The following is a 17,354-nucleotide window of genomic DNA, read 5'->3' as shown; positions in this document are numbered from 1 at the left end:
CGGAATCCGCCAGCAACCGTTGACCTAGCGGTGGGTTACGCTACCGCTAACCCACCCTACATTTTTAGATGTTAAGCTTGGAAAACGCCGCGTATCACGCCGACAATTTGCTTGACGGTATCGTCGCTCAGATTGGAACAAATCGGCAAAGAAAAACAGCGCGCCGCTACCGACTCGGTGACCGGCAAGGACAAGCCGGCACATTCCTCCTTAAAGACATTCTGTTGATGCAGCGGTACCGGATAGTAGACGGCACAGCCAATCTTCTGCTCTTGCAAGGCTTTCATCACCTCGTCGCGGCGGTCGGACAACAAGGTATATTGATGATAGACGTGCATGCCAACGCCATCTTCGTAGGGCGTCGTCAGCGGCAAATCGGCCATCAGTTCCGAATACAAATGCGCGGCATGGCGGCGAGCGGCGTTGTAGCGGTCGATGCGTTTTAATTTGGCGCGCAATACCACAGCCTGTAGCTCATCCAGCCGGCTGTTATAGCCTATGACGTCATGGTAATAGCGCACGTCAGAACCGTGATTGCGGTACTGCTTGATCTTTGCAGCGGTTTCGTCGGAATCGGTGGTCACCAAGCCGCCGTCGCCGAAGCAGCCCAGGTTCTTGCTGGGAAAGAAACTGAAGCCGGCTGCATTGCCGAAACTGCCGGTTTGCTTGTTGTAGACGGTAGCGCCGAAGGATTGCGCGCAGTCTTCAATCAGTTTCAAGCCGTGTTTGTCGCAAATAGCTTTGATGGCCGGCAAATCGACAGGCTGGCCGAACAAATGCACCGGCATCACCGCCTTGGTTTTGGCGGTAATGGCTTTTTCGATATTTTCCGGGGTGATATTGAACGTACCCGGATCGATGTCGACAAACACCGGTTTGGCGCCGACATATTTGATTGCTTCGGCGGTGGCGATAAAGGTAAATGCGCTGGTAATGACTTCGTCGCCGGCGCCTATGCCTTCCGCCAATAGGGCTAAATGCAAAGCATCGGTACCCGAGGCGCAGCCGATGGCATGTTTAACACCCAGATAGGCAGCGGCTTCTTTCTCAAAAGCCTGTACATTCGGCCCCAGGATAAACGCGCAGTTATTAAGGGTTTCGCTGAAACCGCCGACGATTTCATCTTGAATTTCCGCATACTGCGCTTGCAGATTGACCATGGGGATCATAGTGACAGCCCTTTTTATCGATGGATTAAGAATTTAGTGATTTCTATCGCGGTAGCCAGGGCTTTACGGCCCGCTTCGCCGGGAACCAGCGGATTCTCGCCGGTCTTGATGCAATTGACAAAATGTTTAATCTCGTCAAGCAGGGCGTCGCCGCTTTCAAATACCGATTCCTCGGTAACGATTTCCGGAATGCCGGGAAACATTTCCTTCTCGCCGGTCCTGTGTTTGATCAAAACCCGGTTCTGAAAGTCCACGGAAATATAGGAACTGGGGCGGAACATGCGCATCTTGCGCTCCATTTTCATACTGATCCGGCTGGCGGTCACATTCGCCACACAACCGTTTTTAAAGGTGATGCGGGCATTGGCTATATCAGTACCTTGGGTCAGCACCGCCGTGCCGCTGGCATCGATTTTTTCCACTTCCGAATCGACCAATGCCATGATGATGTCGATATCGTGAATCATCAAATCCAGCACCACGCTAACGTCGTTGGCGCGCGGGTTGAACGGCGACAAACGATGCGACTCGATGAACAGAGGCTTATCTTCCATTTTCTCCAAACCGCGCACGGCCGGATTGAATCGCTCCAAATGCCCGACCTGGAGAATGACGTTTTTTTCCTTGGCAATCGCGATCAGTTCATCGGCTTCTTCAACCGTAACAGTGATCGGCTTTTCTACCAAGACGTGCGTACCGGCGTTCAGAAAGTCTTTGGATACGCTGTGATGGTAGCTGGTGGGCACCACAACACTAACCGCATCGACTTTGCCGAGTAATTCATGGTAATCCGTTAGAGCTTGAGAGCCGGTTTTTTCGGCGACTTGTTGCGCCGCCTCGGCATTGATGTCAACCACCGCCACCAATTCGCAATCCTTTAACGATGCGTATTTTTCCGCATGAAATTTTCCTAAATATCCGGCACCTATCACGGCACATTTCAGTTTATTCATAAACGACCTAAGCTTGATTCGCGGTTCCCCAGCCTTTGACAGACGCGCGCCGGGCATAAAACCGTTCATTGTAACATTAGATTCTGTGTTGAATAAGCCGCACCGTCATTCGCAAACGGATCGGCGAATTATTAACCCGGCCCTTAAATACCATTCGCCTTTATGCCCTTGTGGGTACTGAGTCTATCGAAAGGCCAACCACCAGAGGCTTCGACGAGCTCAGCCCGAACGGGGCACCAGGGATAAATAGGGCTGGGTGAATAAACCCAGCCCTATGCACCAACTTGTAATGCCGACAAAAGCAACTAACCTTGCCTCATTACGACGATTCTGAAACAAACGTAGTCCTAAGCTTACACTCAGAGACAGATATGCACCCAAAAAACCAGCGAATAGCTATCGCCCTGCTCAGCCTGGCAGCCCACGCCAACGCGCATGCAACCGCTGCGGAAGACGAACATATTCGACAGATTGTGCAAGGCGTGCTGAAGGAAAAAGACCAGAAAATCGAACAGCTGGAAGCCCGCATCAAACAACTGGAGCAGGAAAGAAACAATTCGGTCGCGGTGTCGGCAAACCCAACAGTAGCTCCGGCCGGCGAACCGACGCCGGCACCTGCACCGGTAAAAACCGCTGCCAATGCTAAGCCCGAGCCGACAGTGGATACCAAACTGAAAGCGCTAGACAAAAAAATTGCTGCTTTGAAAGAAGCTGCCGAAGCCAACGGCCTGCAAATGAGCGGCTTTTTCGACATCAACGCCAAAACCGGCAACTCTACCGACCAAACCTTCAGCGTCGGCTCGGTGGAATTGGATCTCGACTATGTACATGACGACCACTTTGGTGCCAGCTCGGCGTTAGTACTGTGCGGCAATTCATCCAACGCCGACTATGGCGCGCCCGGCGCGGTATTCTGCGGCAACAGCGGCCCCGGCGCGCTGAGTGGTGGCAGCACCATGGCCGGCATCGCCGTCGCGCTGGTCGACTATCATTCGTTCAATGATCGTATTCCGCCGCGTGGCCGGATTTTCAATAACAAGGGTTTTCACATCCAGGCCGGCCGTTTCGACTTACCATTCGGTAACGATTACCAAAACTTCGCCAACAAGGACCGCATCACTATTACCGCGCCGTTGACCACCTCTCGCATGCAATTGGGCGGTTACAATGCCGACGGTATTCGTTCCTACGGCGCCTGGGATATGTTCAACTATTCGGTGTTCTGGACCGACGCGCTGTATGCCAACGACGGCCATACCGTCGGCGGCCGGGTGGGTCTGGCTTTGGGGCAAAACACCTACAAGATCCACAATACCAATCCTGAAGGCATTGAAATCGGCGTTTCCCATCTGAGCGAGTTCGATGGCGAAAACCGGATCCGCAATACCGTTTACGGCGCGGACCTGAGTATCGGCTACGGCATGTGGCGTTTACAAAACGAATTCATGCTGCTGAATGCGCATCAACAGGTGTTTTTGGAACAAGACGCGGACGGCAATCCATTGCCGATCATCATCCCCGATCCAAACACCAGCCCTTTCGGCAAGGGCCATCAACTGGGCTATCACTCCACGCTGACCGTGGATTTGGAAAGCCTGAGCAAACAGCCCATCGTGGCGTTCGCCCGCTACAGCCGCTGGCAGCCTTCGCAAGACCTTGGCCTGGACTTCGATGGCAGCACCGTGGCAATCAACGACATTTCCATGCTTAGCCTGGGCTTTAACTATAAATTTAGCGATCATTTGCGGGTAAAATTTGAATACAACGATTCGTTGGGCACGGAAACAGCCGAGCGTTATTTCGACAGAAAACTGGGCATAGCCCAAATCGTCATGTCTTTTTAATCATGAACAAGCTCCTATACAAATGCTTATTGGCCGGCGGCACCGGCGCACTTTTGCTGTTATTCGTCAGCGGCGCACATACCGCCGACGACAATCCGCACATTATTTCCAAGCAATCGCCGCAAGCGGGGTGCAGTAATTGCCACACGACGACGCCTGAGCTCAAAGAGGACGGCATTTTACACAGCAAAAACATAACGGCCGACCAAGCCACCTTTAGCAAGGACGGCGTGGCCATGTGTTCCTCGTGCCATAATCCCAACCAAGGCCACAAAGTGGGCTTGAATATCGACTTTCCGGTACCCGCCGACTTGCCGCTTAACGAGGAAAACGACATTACCTGTCTGACTTGTCACTACACGCACGGCAAGCTGGATAGCGACCGGCCGCAAGCCAGCCACAGTTTCATGGATAAACTGATGAACGCCGAAAGGCTGAAAAAAAGCTTTTTACTCCGCCGCAACAACAGCGACGGCGAGCTCTGTTTAACTTGTCATAACGTCAACTAAGGTTCCTGAAAATGAACAATACCGTTACCAAACGTCGCCAAATTTTTATCAAAAAGGACTTCCAAGGCCGTTTCATCCTCGGCGCTTTTGCGCTGATATTGCTCGCCGGATTGTGTTCGGCGCTACTGATTTATTGGATGACCGGCGGCGATTTGCAAGCCCAATCGCAATCGGCGCATGCCAATATCGTCAACGCCGCGGAGCGACTGGGCGTATCGATTTTAATCGGCAACTTGGTGGCCATTTTGGTTGCCGGCGGCATTGCGGTGAGTACCGTTCTGTACGCCTCGCACAAAATCGCCGGCCCTTTATACCGCTTCGAAACCCTGTGCCAAGAGGTCGGCGACGGCAAACTCGATACTGTCACGCACTTGCGGGAACACGATCAGCTACAAGATTTGGCGCTATCGTTCTCGAATATGGTTGCCAAGCTCCGCAGCCGCCGGGACCATCGCACCCGCTTAATTGCCGAACTCAACCGGCAAATTGGCTTGTACGCCTTAAACAACGGCGACGCACTGTCAGAAGCCCAACACCATGCCGTCGCGGCAATGGCGGCGTTGGTGACTGATTTAGAAAAACTGGAAAAATAATTGTCATCAAATCCCATGTTTAAAAATACCTCGATCAAATCTTCACTGATCTTAATTGCATCAGCCTTGGCTTTTGCCAATCTATTGTTCGTCTTTTCGCTATGGCACGCTTTTCAATCCATAGACGAAAACTTGCAGGCAGCGACTCAGAAACAAAACACCTCGGACTATTTGTCACATGTGCGTTTTCATGTGGTGCAGATTCAGCAGTTTCTTACCGACGTCGGCGCCACACACAGTGATGGCGGCTTTGCGGAAGCCAAACAGAATCTGGACGCGGCATTTGAGAATATCGACAAGGCGGCTCAGTCTTACCCCAGTTTGCAAACGCAACTGGCAAGCTTAAGACAGCAGATCCAGGATATGCACGATGCAGGCGTAAAAATGGGCTGGGACTATATCAATCTGGGCAACGAGGCCGGCACGGCAACCATGAAAGCACCGAACACGGGGCTTGACGATACGGCTGTCCGCCTAACCGGCGAATTAAACAGGACTACCGAGCAACTTGACCGGGAACTGACCCTCGCCAAAGAGCAATTAAGTTCTTCTTTGCACGATTACAGCCTATCGCGAATTGCTTTTTCCATCGTGTTGCTATTGTTCGTGATGGTCTGTTTAAGCATGCTTTATTTCAAAATAGAGCCGCCTTTGACCGCTCTACAAAAATCGTTATATCTGCTAAGACAGGGCGGCGGCGATTTGACCCGGCGCATTCCGCACGAAGGCAGCGACGAAGTTGGCATTATCGTCACCCAGTTCAACGAATTTTTAAGCGTGTTACACAGTTTGATGCGGCAAGTGGCGATGGAGTCCGATCAGTTAAACACCGCTTCGAACCGCTTGAGCCAAATGTCCGAGCGGGTGCAAGAGGATATTCTGAAACAGCAAATGGGTACCGACCAGGTCGCCGCAACAGTGACTGAACTATCCGCGACAGTCACAGAAGTGTCTAACAACACCGCCAACGCCGCGCAAACAGCGCAGAGAAGCAGCGTGGCCGCCAACAACGGCAAGGCGGTGGTAACCAATACCGTGCAATCCATTCACGCGCTGTCGAACAATATCGACAGGGCCAGTACGGTGATCGGTAATGTCGAACAAAATTGCGTGAATGTCAGCTCGGTGCTGGATGTGATTCAGAGCATCGCCGACCAGACCAATTTATTGGCGCTAAATGCCGCCATTGAGGCTGCCAGAGCCGGCGAACAAGGCCGTGGCTTTGCGGTAGTGGCGGACGAAGTACGCACCTTGGCCAGCCGGACCCAGGACTCCACACACGAAATTCAAGCAATGATAGAGCGCTTGCAGCAAGGCTCGCGGGAAGCGGTAAAAGCCATGTCGGAAAGCCGGAATCAGGCCAAGGAGACCGTTGAAGTCATCGAAAGCACCGGCGAGCTGCTGGATAATATCTCAAGCATGGTGGCGCAAATTTCCACGATGAATACGCATATTTCCGACGCGGTGAAAGAACAAAAAATCGTGGTCGAGCACATTAATCAAAACATTAACTCGATTAATGACGTCACCATCAACAACTCGAGGGACGCGGAACAAACCGCGCAAGAAGCCCATCATTTGCAAAAAATCGCCGGTAATTTGCATACCACGATTTCACAGTTCAAGCTGTAAGCAGCAAACCACGCTATTTGCTTCGGCGTCGAAGCGAATAGCGTGTCGTTACAACTCAAATACCTCCGCCAAGGGCAGAATCAACTCAGGCAAGCTCAAAAGGGGCAAATCTTCGTCGACACCGAATACGTCGGCATTGGCATAGCGGCCGTCCGCGCCCAGAAAAAAACGTTGCACGTAATTTTCCAGCGGGTCGATCACCACATATTCCCTCACACCGGCACGTTCATAGAGCGCTTTTTTTTCACGCATATCTTTCAGCGCGGTGCTTGGGGACAATACCTCCACCACTAAATCCGGGGCACCGTGTATGGCTTTTTCGCCGATCTTTTCCGGGTTGCAGACCACTAACAAATCCGGTTGCACGACGTCATGCTCGGAGAGAATGACGTCTACAGGTGCTATGAACGGTTTGCAAGGCTTACCTTTCAATGCGGCTTTTAACTTTGCGGCAATCGTTATCACCACATTTTGATGCTTGATACTCGGCGCCGGACTCATGTTGTAAGGAACGCCGTCGATTAACTCCCAGCGCTCGTCGTCCGGCCATCCCAGATAGTCGGCGACACTGAAGGTTTGCGCGGAGGATTGAGGAACGCTATTCATGTCTCGCGCCTACTCAATATCCAGTTTAATCCAGCGCAAACGGTTGGCGTTGCTGACGACCGTTACCGACGACATGGCCATCGCCGCACCGGCAATCATCGGGTTCAAGAGTATGCCAAACAGCGGATACAGCAAACCCGCCGCCACCGGAATGCCGATGGTGTTGTAGAAAAACGCGCCCAACAGGTTTTGCTTGATGTTAGCGACCGTCAACTTCGAAAGCGCCATCGCCTCGGAGACCTTTAATAAAGAACCTTGCAGCAACACAATATCGGCACTTTCAATAGCCACATCGGTACCCGTACCGATCGCAAAACCGACATCGGCTTGCGCCAGAGCCGGCGCATCGTTGATACCGTCGCCGACCATACCGACAATTTCGCCTTGCTGTTGTAAGGCCTTGACCACAGCGGCTTTATCTTGCGGCAACACTTGCGCACGGACTTCGCTGATACCGGCCTGCGCGGCGATAGCTCGCGCCGTGATTTCGTTATCGCCTGTCACCATCAGTACGCGTATACCGCGCTGCCGCAATTGCTGCACCGCTGCGGCAGAATCGGCTTTAATCGGGTCGGCGACCGACACAATGCCAACCACCGAGTTTTCCACCGCCAAGAACATTGGCGTCTGGCCTTTTCCTGCCAGTTCGGCCATTTTGTCGCGATGCTCGCTCTCGTCGATGCCGTATTCCGCCAGCAATGCAGAATTGCCGAACAAACATTGCTGGTCGGCAATGCGCCCGACGATACCGTGACCAGCCACCGCCTGGAACTTTCTGACCTTGTCCAGCGTTAACTGTTTTTGCTCAGCAGCCGTCAGTATCGCCGCCGCTAAAGGATGTTCGGAACCCGATTCCAGACTGGCGGCATACTGCAACACCTGGGCCTCATCGTAATCGCCAAAAGCCATCACCTCTGCCAGACTGGGCTTACCGGCGGTTACCGTACCGGTCTTATCCAAAATCAGACAAGTCAGTTTGCCGGCGCTTTGCAAGGCTTCGCCCTTACGGATCAATATGCCCATTTGCGCGGCGCGACCGACCGCGACCATCACCGAAATCGGCGTCGCCAAACCCAGCGCGCACGGACAAGCAATTACCAACACCGTCATCGATGTCACAAACGCATAACCCATGGCCGGGTCGGGACCAAAGCTTAACCAGATTAAAAAAGTCAGTACTGAGATAATCACGACTGTCGGCACAAACACCGCAGAAATCTTGTCGGCCAGCTTGGCAATAGCCGGCTTGCTGTTCTGGGCTTGCCGTACGCTTTGAATAATCTGCGCCAAAGCGGTATCGCGGCCAATGCGGGTCGCGCTAAATAAAAAACTGCCTTGCTGATTGATGGTGCCGGCGGCGACACTAGCGCCTTCAACTTTCTCAACCGGCATCGATTCGCCGGTCAGCATGGATTCGTCGATAGTCGAGTGGCCTTCGAGTACCACGCCGTCCACGGCGATTTTTTCACCGGGTCTAACCCGCAAAGTTTCGCCCAGACCGACTTGCTCGATAGGAATGTCAATCTCTTGCCCCTCTCGCACCACCCGAGCAGTGCGTGGTTGCAAACCGATCAGCGCGCGTATCGCCGCCGAGGTTTTACCCCGCGCCCGAGTTTCCAACGCACTGCCCAGGTTGATGAAGGCCAAAATCACCGCCGAGGCCTCGAAGTAAGCATGAGCGGACAGTGAGGGCAATTGACTGGAATAATCGATGACAATACAAGAATACAGCCACGCCGAGCCGGTGCCCAGCGCGATCAAGGTATCCATATTGGCCTGCTTGACCAGCAGCAATTTAAGCGCGCTATGAAAAAAATGTCCGCCGGAATAAAACATCACCGCCAGCGTCAGCAAGGCCACTTCGGACCAAAACACCGTGCCGGCGGCGCTCCCCATCGCCGGAAACAAGTCCAGATGCGCGCCCGCCATTAAGGGCAGGCCCAATACACCGGCCACGCCTGCCTTGCGCAGCAAATCGCGATAACGCTCTTCTTCCTGCTTTTCCTCTTCGCTCGGGTCTTCCAACCCTTCCATCACCGCCGCATCGTAGCCGGCGGATTTCAAGGCCTGCTTCATGGCTTGATGGTCCGGATTGCCGCCGACAGTGGCGGAATGATCGGCAAAATTAACGGCAACGGACTCGACCCCAGGTACCGATTGCAAGGCTGTTTCCACCGCGCTGACGCAACCGGCGCAACGCATGCCGAGTATGGAAAGGCGTATTTCCTGTTGCTGATTAGTCGATTGCTCTAAAGTCATAATGAGGATTCCCGAGAAATACCGTTTTGATCTGCGCCCAAAAGCGGACGACCGCCGATGCGGGCTTTATTCGACCTTGAAACCGGCGTCGGTGATAACGTCTTCGATTTCATCCAAGTCGGTTTGCGCCGGATCGAATTCGACTTCAACCCGCTTGTCTTTGTGCGAAGCCTGCACCGTTACCACACCGGCGATGGCCGACACTTTACTGACGATGCTGCTCTCGCAACCGCCGCATTTCATACCGCTTACTGTCAATGACGCTGATTCGGACATATAAATCTCCATATGATTGAAATTAAGACTGGCCGGCCATTCTCGACTTAAACTATTTGAACATGGTATAAGGCGCGACCTATTCTCATGATAGTGCAATGATCGGGAGCCCGTAAATAAATGACAGATTTTCTGATTGGCAGACAGCAAATCCTGGACCGCCATCTGGACACTTTCGCCTACGAGATTTTATTCAGAGGCAAGGATTTCGATCTCAGTTTGAAAGATGGTGCCGCCAACGCCACTAATCAAGTCATCACCGATACGCTGTTGGAAATCGGCCTGAACGAACTGGTCGGCCCGCACAAAGCCTTCATTAATTTCACCACGCAAAACATACTCGACAAAACGCCGCTGCATTTGCCCAAAGAGCGCATCGTCATTGAAGTGCTGGAAAGCGTGGCTATCGATGACAACATCGTCGCCAACCTGAAAGAATTATCGCAACTGGGCTATACCATCGCGCTGGACGACTTCGTCTTGTCACCGGAGTGGCTGCCCTTGCTGGAGTTTGCCGACATTATCAAGCTGGATGTAATGGCCGACGGCCTGGAAGGCACCCGGCAACTAATTGAACAGCTAAAACCCTATAAACTCAAATTGTTGGCGGAAAAAGTCGAAACGCATCAGGAATTTGAAACCTTGAGAGAATGGGGCTGCGAGCTGTTTCAAGGGTTTTTCTTCAGCAAACCCAATATCGTTGAGGGCAAGCGGCTAGGCGTCAGCCAGACCGCCGCCATCCAATTACTATCCACCGTGAACAAGGCGGATGCCAGCTTTGCGGAAATCGGCAAGATTATCTCGCAAGACGTCGGGATGAGTTTTAAATTGCTGCATTATTTAAATTCCGCATTTTTTAGCCTCCCGCAAAAAATAGAATCCATACAGCATGCGATTGCCTGTCTAGGACTGGTCGAGATCAAACGCTGGGTCAATATTCTGGCCTTATCGTCTATGTCCGGCAAACCGTCCTCGGTGCTGCAAAACGTGCTGATCCGCGCCAAAATGTGCGAATTGATAGCGCGAGAACTTAAAGACGATCAGGAGCATTATTTTTTAATTGGTATGCTGTCGGGTTTGGACAGCCTGCTGGATATGCCGGCGACCAAAGTATTGGAACAATTGCCGCTGGCGGAAGATGTCGACGATGCCATTTTGAAATATCGCGGCAACGCCGGCGAAGCGTTACAATTCTGCATCGCCTACGAGCGCTGGGAACCGGGCCTTAGCACCTTTCGTGATATAAATCCCGAGCGTATCGCCAACATCTATCTGGAGAGCATAGACTGGTGGGCGACGCGCATTTTACCTTTCTTGGCCGCTTGAGCCATTTACCCCACCTATCGACATCATCATGAAACTGAGACTGACTTTATTCTGGCTAGGCTGTCTGTTCGCAGGCCAACTTTACGCCACCGAGCTCGGTAAAATAACCGCGGAACAACTGCTAAGCATGCAGCAAAACCAAAATGCGCTGGTCGTGGATGTACGTACCGCGCCGGAATGGCAAGCCACCGGTGTCATCGCCCAAAGCCAGAAACTGGAATCGTTTGACAGCAACGGCCACTTCGACCAAGAAAAATGGTTAGCCAACCTGGAAAAACTGAAATCGTCGCCGGACCAACCCGTTATTTTGGTCTGTCGTTCCGGGAATCGTAGCGGCAAGATCGGCCAAATCCTCACCGAGCAACTGGGCATGAAAAATGTCTATCATTTATCCAATGGTATCCAGTCATGGATCAAAGACGGCCACCCGGTTAAAGCCGATTGTTTGACTACAGCTTGTAAGTAATATGTCCCTGAACACGCTCAGTAACCAAACCATCGCGCTGGCCGGCATCGCCCAGGCCTGCTCCTTGGTGCATCAGCTTGCCGGCACCGGCACTTGCCCAAACGCGGCGCTGGAAGCCAGCATCGCCAGTCTGCTGAAAATCGACGCAGACAGCGTGGTCGATGTCTACGGCGGCTTGATCGGTGTCGAACATGGCTTACAACAGCTCACGACCCAACTCGGCAGCCGGGTGCTGGCCAGCCCGGAGCAAGCCCGTTACGCCGCGCAGATCGTCTATTTGCAAAAACAACTGATCAAGCAGCCGGATATGCAAAACACCATACAGGCTGGTGTCAGTAAGGCCCAGGCTCAAGCCGAACATTTCGGCATACTGCATGAAAATGTGCTGGCCAATCTGGCCGACGTGTATCACAGCACGATCAGTACCCTGCAGCCACGAATCATGGTACAAGGCGACCAGCAATATCTGGGTAATCAAAGTACTGTAAACAAAATTCGCGCTTTGCTGTTGGCAGGCATTCGCGCCACTTTATTGTGGCGGCAATGCGGCGGCAGCCGTTGGAAGTTATTGTTCTTCCGCAAAAAAATCCAGGACGAAGCCAAGTTTCTACTCACCCAAATCTGACGCCAGCATGCCGGAACTTCCAGAGGTTGAAACCAGTCGGCGCGGCATAGCGCCGCATATTGCCGGAAAAACCTTTAAAGCCGTCATTGTCCGTCACCCCCAGTTGCGTTGGCCGGTGCCTGAGGCGCTGACCACCGATTTGCCGGGCCAACGCCTGGAAAGCGTCGAACGGCGCGGCAAATATTTATTGCTAGCCACTGCGCGTGGTACGCTGATTCTGCATCTGGGCATGTCGGGGAATTTGCGGATCACCACTCCCGAGCAAACTGTGCGCAAGCACGACCATATCGACTTCATTTTTGCCGACGACACAATATTGCGCTTTAACGATCAGCGCCGTTTCGGCGCGGCCTTATGGACTGCCGAAGACCCGATGTTACATCCCTTGCTGGCAACGTTGGGGCCTGAACCCTTATCAACGGCATTCGATGCAAACTATCTGCGGCAGCGGGCGGCAAACCGCGCGGTGCCGATCAAATCCTTGATTATGGATAGCCATGTCGTGGTGGGGGTGGGGAATATTTATGCCAGTGAAGCTTTATTCTTGGCGGGCGTAAAGCCTGTTCGTCCCGCCGGAGAACTGGATACGCCGGAGTGCGAAGCGTTGGTGACGGCGATCAAAACCGTATTGCAACAAGCCATCGATAAAGGCGGCACCACGTTGCGCGACTTCAGCAATGCCGAGGGCAAGCCAGGGTATTTTAAGCAATCCCTAAATGTGTACGGTCGCGACGGACAAGCCTGTCTGCGCTGCGAGGAACCGATTCAGCAACTCAAAATAGGGCAACGCGCCAGCTACTATTGCGGAAATTGTCAAACCTAAGCCCATCAATGTTGCCAATCGAAAACGGCGGTTACTCGATTGCCGCAACCGTGGTAAACCAAGCTGCTACATAAAGTCTCCAACATTACAATTCCGCGTCCGCAGTAGGCCTCGTCTCCCTTTCGTACGCTATTGCGTCGCTGCCAATCAAAGCCGTTGCCGCTATCAAGGACTTTAACGACTAGGCGACCGCCCGACTCGGTCGCTTGATGTATAAACGATAAACGGATTCTGCCGCGCCGGAGCTGTTGCAAGCGCTCGTCCTTCATCGCATAAAAGCGCATGAAACCTTCCGGACTGCTCTTCAAATCGGAATCCAGACCCAGCACGCCATGGTCTAACGCATTCGCGAACAATTCGCTGACTATCATGAAAATATCCTGGCGATAATTCTGTAAACCCTGTATTTCCATCACGGTGTTGACCATTACCGGCACCGGATTGATAAGTCGCAAACTATCGATGTCAAACTCCATGACCTGCTTCCAGGTCGTCGCGGCGATACGCTGCCTGGGCGGCCGCGCCTCTCGGCGCCCCCAGGGCACGCTATCGACCGCACAGCTCACAATAACCAAGGTATTGTCATCTTTTTGCACCGCGCCGCCGGTATGCGCCTCAAGGCTGGCCTGCAAGTTTCTGATGTCGTCGGCTTTACTTTGCCGGATAGCGTTGAGGATACGTTCCCCGCCGAAAAGCTCGCCTTCAGCGTTTTCCGCCTCAAAAATACCGTCTGTGAGCAGATACAAACGCTGGTTCTCGCTGACCCGATGCAGTTGTTCTTCAATATCAATCGACGGCTGAATACCCAGCGGAATATTCAGGGAATGTATCGCCAAAAAGCTGTTGTCGGCATGATTGACTAAAAAATGCTCGGGCAACCCGCAGGTAATGCTTTTCATCGAAGACGACTCGGGATACAGCGCCACCACCGTGGCCGCCAGAAAACGGTTAGCCGGCAACATCCGATAAAGTTTGGCGTTAATCTCGGCAACGATTTCGTTGATATCGAAACCTTTACGCGTCATGCCATAGAAAATATCGGCCAACGGCGTGGCGGCTATAGATGCCGACAAACCGTGGCCGGTGAAATCGCCCAAAAGCACATGCAAATGATTCTCCGGAGTTTTGGCAACCAAAACCAAGTCGCCGTTAAACAAGGCCATGGGCGACATCACGACGGCCACGGCTTCGGTTTCCAGAAAGTCGGCTTTTAAGACATCGTTGAACAGTTTCGCCGCGACTTCATGTTCCAGGTCGGATGTCTGCCAATAGTCGAGCAACTGCGTTTTTTGCGCGTGCTCGTGCTGATACAACATCCGCAGTTTTAAGGACGAGCGAATTTTTAACAGTAATAAATGCTGATTGACCGGTCGACAAATTACTGCATCAATCTCAACCGCCGCGCAATGATCCAGTAGCGTGTCGGTCAAATCATCGGCAATCAATATGATAGGTAAGTAGGAATCGGCCGCATCGCGCATATCCGCTACCTGTCGCCAGGGCCAATCGCGACAGGCAATAATCAGTAAATCCACCGGCGCGCTTGTCAGCAGTTCAATCACCTCTTCCGCACTCGACGCCACCGCACAGCGAAAATCCTGCGCGCGCAACACGCCCTGCAAACTATCCGCATTTGAATTCGCTCCAGTATCCTCCAGCAAAACAACAGAGGTTTGAGCAGGCAGTGGAAATGGGTTCGGATGATTCATTCTGAAGATAGTGCTCGGCTCTCGATGAATGCTTATTGATTTATAATCTGCGCTTCTCACACCATACAGCTGGCTATGACGATTTTATTTTTCTCGCTAAGAGGCGTACCCACGGACGAAGCGGACGATGTTCGGCAGTTACTGGCCGACAACGACATTGAATTTTATGAAACCTCGGCAGGCAACTGGGGTATTTCAATGCCGGCTATCTGGCTTTATCAACGCGATGACGTCGATAAAGCCAGACTATTATTCGACGAATACCAGCAACAACGCGCCCTAAACCAACGCGCGTTGTACCGGCAGTTAATGGCCCAAGGCGAATACCATGGCTTTTTACGCCACAACATGAACAAACCCGTCCGCTTTATCGGCTATAGCTTGGTCATAGTCCTGATATTTTACGTCTCCTTGAAATGGTTGTTCGAGTTGGGCCTTTGAATCGTCGTTAGTTAGACTGCAAAATCGTCAACATCCGTTGGGCGTGTTCCGCCACTTCTATACCCAGGTCGGTCAGATAACCGCCGTCATGCTGGGTAACCAAACCTTTGTCGAACAGGCGTTGCGCCGCACCGATCAACACCGGATCGGCATTTCCATGCACCTTGACACCTTCTTGTACGGACTCCAGATTGAACAAGGATAAAAATTTAATTTCCGCGACCAATTCCTCGGATAAAAGCATGTGTTACACCCTTTGTAATAATTATTAATCTTCGCTGACCGTCGTGGTCAGCCAACTATATACGCGCTTTACAAGCAAATCGTAATCTTGTTGATAGCCGTGATCCTCGCCATCCATTCTTATCTGCCGATACACCGGATTATCCTTGCCGGCCATGCGCCGTTGCCGGGCGCTATCGAGCACTGCCGGTAAATCGAACTCGGCATACACATCCAAAAAAGGCAATTGCACTTTTTTAATCAAATCGAGGCTTTGCGCCTGCGTTGCGGTCGTTTGCGGCACCGGCAAACTAATCGATACCAGCGCCGTCACATCATTGGGTTTATCGCCGAGCCGATACGCGGCCATCAACGCCCCCATGCCATAGCCGATAATCGCGATATGTTTCGCACCGTTTTTTAGGAGATGCTCCACAGCCGCATCAATGCGCTCACGTGCCTCGTCGAACAGCGGGTAATAGTCATCAGACTGCGCACCGCTTTCCCTGATAGGCATCTGTACGGCAAGCGTAGCCCAATTATGCATCGGTAATGTGGTTCTCAAGCGATGAATCAAGGGCTTGGCATCGGGATGCTCGCCCATTTCGTGCAGTATGATTGCCACCCGACTATTGTCGGTCTTTTCCGCGTCGGTGTAGAGCGCCAGAAAAGTGTTGCCGGCGGATTTTAACCAAATCGCCTGCCCCATGGACAATTGTTGCTGTATGGCCGTCGCGAAGTCCTGCTCTCTGCTACTATCGGTCGCAAACACCGGCGTCGAGATTAGCAATAATGCCGCGAATAACGACGCAACGCGCATGGCGAACACTAACCCTTGCTGTAAAAACCGCTGAAGGTATAGCGCTCATGGATATGCCGCAACAGCACCATAATCACCGAGGCCACCGGCAAGGCCAACAATACGCCTAAAAACCCGAACAGCTGACCGCCTGCCAGCACGGCAAACATCACCGCTACCGGATGCAAACCAATTTTGTTTCCGACCAGCCAAGGCGTCAACAACATGCCTTCCATGCTCTGCCCTACCGCAAAAACCATCAAAACCGGCAACAAATGCACAGCATCCTGAAATTGCAGCAGCGCGGCGATGCACGCAAACACGATGCCGGTAATGGCGCCCATATACGGCACGAAACTGACCAAACCCGCCAGCATGCCTATCACCAAGGCCAACTCCAGATCCACCAACCACAAGCCGACACTATAAATAATGCCCAACGCCAGCATCACATAAAACTGGCCGCGCATGAACGCGCCAAGCACATCGTCGGCTTCGCTAGCGAGTTTGGCGACGGTGCCGGCAAAGCGACGTGGAAACAAATCATGAATCCGCGCCACCAAGTCGTCCCAATCGCGCAGCAAATAGAAGGTGATTACCGGAATCAATACCAGATTCATCACCCAGCCGACGATGACGGCACCGGAATGGGAGACCGATTGAATCAGGTTTTCAGCAACGCCGCCGCCATCTTGCCAATGACTCCTGATCAGATTGATTAACTGATCTTCGCGCAACGGTCTAATCGTCCGTCCCAGATATTTTTGTAAACCCGGCACGACCGATTTGTTTATCCAGTTTAGATACGACGGCAGTTTGTCGATGAATTCACCGATCTGATACTCCAGGGCCGGGATAATGACGATCAGCAGCGCCGCTATCGAAAAAATGATACCGGAAAAAACCACCACGACCGCCAGCGTCCGATTTAAACGCCAGCCTCGGAATTGCAAAGTTTCCAGCCTATCCACGACTGGATCGCCCAAGTAGGCGAGAATCGCCGCGAAGGCAAAAGGCATCAGCACTGGCGCCAACACATACAACAGACCGCCGAACGCCAATATAAAGGCCAGTACAAACCACTTTTGCGAATCGTTCATTT

18 protein-coding genes are annotated in these 17,354 nt (G+C 52.6%); 9 read left to right on the top strand and 9 right to left on the bottom strand.

Annotated features, from left to right (window positions below; translation table 11 throughout):
• Window positions 1–71: 71 nt before the first annotated feature.
• Window positions 72–1,169, bottom strand: a complete 1,098-nt coding sequence (locus tag ACR64Q_RS05365) for a DegT/DnrJ/EryC1/StrS family aminotransferase (RefSeq protein WP_313733835.1) — start codon at window positions 1,167–1,169, stop codon at window positions 72–74.
• A gap of 14 nt (window positions 1,170–1,183) precedes the next feature.
• On the bottom strand, window positions 1,184–2,122 hold the full coding sequence (locus ACR64Q_RS05360; protein ID WP_313733834.1) for a Gfo/Idh/MocA family oxidoreductase: 939 nt from the start codon (window positions 2,120–2,122) through the stop codon (window positions 1,184–1,186).
• A gap of 371 nt (window positions 2,123–2,493) precedes the next feature.
• On the opposite strand from ACR64Q_RS05360, the gene ACR64Q_RS05355 reads away from it, so the two are divergent.
• Genes ACR64Q_RS05355 through ACR64Q_RS05340 form a run of 4 tightly spaced genes read left to right on the top strand, consistent with a single transcriptional unit; the run spans window position 2,494 to window position 6,700 of the window.
• Window positions 2,494–3,966, top strand: coding sequence for a hypothetical protein (locus ACR64Q_RS05355; protein WP_313733833.1), 1,473 nt, complete (start codon window positions 2,494–2,496; stop codon window positions 3,964–3,966).
• 2 nt (window positions 3,967–3,968) lie between these two features.
• Window positions 3,969–4,475 carry a cytochrome c3 family protein gene (locus ACR64Q_RS05350; RefSeq protein ID WP_026604043.1) on the top strand — a complete coding sequence of 169 codons (507 nt, stop codon included), beginning with the start codon at window positions 3,969–3,971 and terminating at the stop codon, window positions 4,473–4,475.
• Between the two features lie 11 nt (window positions 4,476–4,486).
• Window positions 4,487–5,068, top strand: a complete 582-nt coding sequence (locus tag ACR64Q_RS05345; RefSeq protein ID WP_020485450.1) for a hypothetical protein — start codon at window positions 4,487–4,489, stop codon at window positions 5,066–5,068.
• Window positions 5,069–5,083: 15 nt separating this feature from the next.
• The gene (locus tag ACR64Q_RS05340) at window positions 5,084–6,700 is read left to right on the top strand and encodes a methyl-accepting chemotaxis protein (protein WP_020485449.1); all 1,617 of its coding nucleotides are present in this window, start codon (window positions 5,084–5,086) and stop codon (window positions 6,698–6,700) included.
• Between the two features lie 48 nt (window positions 6,701–6,748).
• Here ACR64Q_RS05340 and ACR64Q_RS05335 read toward each other — a convergent pair whose 3' ends face one another.
• The 3 genes from ACR64Q_RS05335 to ACR64Q_RS05325 all read right to left on the bottom strand — a co-directional run bounded on the left by ACR64Q_RS05335 (window position 6,749) and on the right by ACR64Q_RS05325 (window position 9,841).
• Window positions 6,749–7,306: a Uma2 family endonuclease gene (locus ACR64Q_RS05335; RefSeq protein ID WP_313733832.1), complete on the bottom strand. Its 558-nt coding sequence runs from the start codon at window positions 7,304–7,306 to the stop codon at window positions 6,749–6,751.
• A gap of 9 nt (window positions 7,307–7,315) precedes the next feature.
• Window positions 7,316–9,565, bottom strand: a complete 2,250-nt coding sequence (locus ACR64Q_RS05330; protein WP_313733831.1) for a heavy metal translocating P-type ATPase — start codon at window positions 9,563–9,565, stop codon at window positions 7,316–7,318.
• 66 nt (window positions 9,566–9,631) lie between these two features.
• Window positions 9,632–9,841: a heavy-metal-associated domain-containing protein gene (locus ACR64Q_RS05325; protein ID WP_020485446.1), complete on the bottom strand. Its 210-nt coding sequence runs from the start codon at window positions 9,839–9,841 to the stop codon at window positions 9,632–9,634.
• A 120-nt stretch (window positions 9,842–9,961) separates the two neighbouring features.
• Between ACR64Q_RS05325 and ACR64Q_RS05320 the strand changes: the two genes are divergently transcribed.
• Genes ACR64Q_RS05320 through mutM form a run of 4 tightly spaced genes read left to right on the top strand, consistent with a single transcriptional unit; the run spans window position 9,962 to window position 13,081 of the window.
• Complete coding sequence (locus ACR64Q_RS05320) at window positions 9,962–11,167, top strand: EAL and HDOD domain-containing protein (protein ID WP_020485445.1); 1,206 nt, start codon at window positions 9,962–9,964, stop codon at window positions 11,165–11,167.
• Window positions 11,168–11,195: 28 nt separating this feature from the next.
• Window positions 11,196–11,633, top strand: a complete 438-nt coding sequence (locus ACR64Q_RS05315) for a rhodanese-like domain-containing protein (RefSeq protein ID WP_313733830.1) — start codon at window positions 11,196–11,198, stop codon at window positions 11,631–11,633.
• 1 nt (window position 11,634) lies between these two features.
• Window positions 11,635–12,258: a high frequency lysogenization protein HflD gene (gene hflD, locus ACR64Q_RS05310; RefSeq protein WP_020485443.1), complete on the top strand. Its 624-nt coding sequence runs from the start codon at window positions 11,635–11,637 to the stop codon at window positions 12,256–12,258.
• Between the two features lie 7 nt (window positions 12,259–12,265).
• The gene (mutM, locus tag ACR64Q_RS05305; RefSeq protein WP_313733829.1) at window positions 12,266–13,081 is read left to right on the top strand and encodes a bifunctional DNA-formamidopyrimidine glycosylase/DNA-(apurinic or apyrimidinic site) lyase; all 816 of its coding nucleotides are present in this window, start codon (window positions 12,266–12,268) and stop codon (window positions 13,079–13,081) included.
• 5 nt (window positions 13,082–13,086) lie between these two features.
• Here mutM and ACR64Q_RS05300 read toward each other — a convergent pair whose 3' ends face one another.
• Window positions 13,087–14,790 (bottom strand): ATP-binding SpoIIE family protein phosphatase, encoded by a 1,704-nt coding sequence (locus ACR64Q_RS05300; protein WP_313733828.1) that lies wholly within the window; start codon window positions 14,788–14,790, stop codon window positions 13,087–13,089.
• A 75-nt stretch (window positions 14,791–14,865) separates the two neighbouring features.
• Here ACR64Q_RS05300 and ACR64Q_RS05295 point away from each other — a divergent pair, with 75 nt between their 5' ends.
• On the top strand, window positions 14,866–15,231 hold the full coding sequence (locus ACR64Q_RS05295) for a DUF6164 family protein (RefSeq protein WP_313733827.1): 366 nt from the start codon (window positions 14,866–14,868) through the stop codon (window positions 15,229–15,231).
• 7 nt (window positions 15,232–15,238) lie between these two features.
• Here the strand turns inward: ACR64Q_RS05295 and ACR64Q_RS05290 are convergent, their stop codons facing one another.
• Genes ACR64Q_RS05290 through ACR64Q_RS05280 form a run of 3 tightly spaced genes read right to left on the bottom strand, consistent with a single transcriptional unit; the run spans window position 15,239 to window position 17,352 of the window.
• Window positions 15,239–15,475: a TIGR02647 family protein gene (locus tag ACR64Q_RS05290; protein ID WP_020485439.1), complete on the bottom strand. Its 237-nt coding sequence runs from the start codon at window positions 15,473–15,475 to the stop codon at window positions 15,239–15,241.
• Between the two features lie 24 nt (window positions 15,476–15,499).
• Window positions 15,500–16,273, bottom strand: a complete 774-nt coding sequence (locus ACR64Q_RS05285; RefSeq protein ID WP_313733826.1) for a DUF3530 family protein — start codon at window positions 16,271–16,273, stop codon at window positions 15,500–15,502.
• An 8-nt stretch (window positions 16,274–16,281) separates the two neighbouring features.
• A complete protein-coding gene (locus tag ACR64Q_RS05280) occupies window positions 16,282–17,352 on the bottom strand; it encodes an AI-2E family transporter (RefSeq protein ID WP_036278172.1) in 1,071 nt (356 codons plus the stop codon).
• Window positions 17,353–17,354 lie beyond the last annotated feature (2 nt).

It is taken from the genome of Methylomonas sp. 2F7 (assembly GCF_057126975.1).
This window is presented reverse-complemented; position numbering and strand designations above follow the sequence as displayed.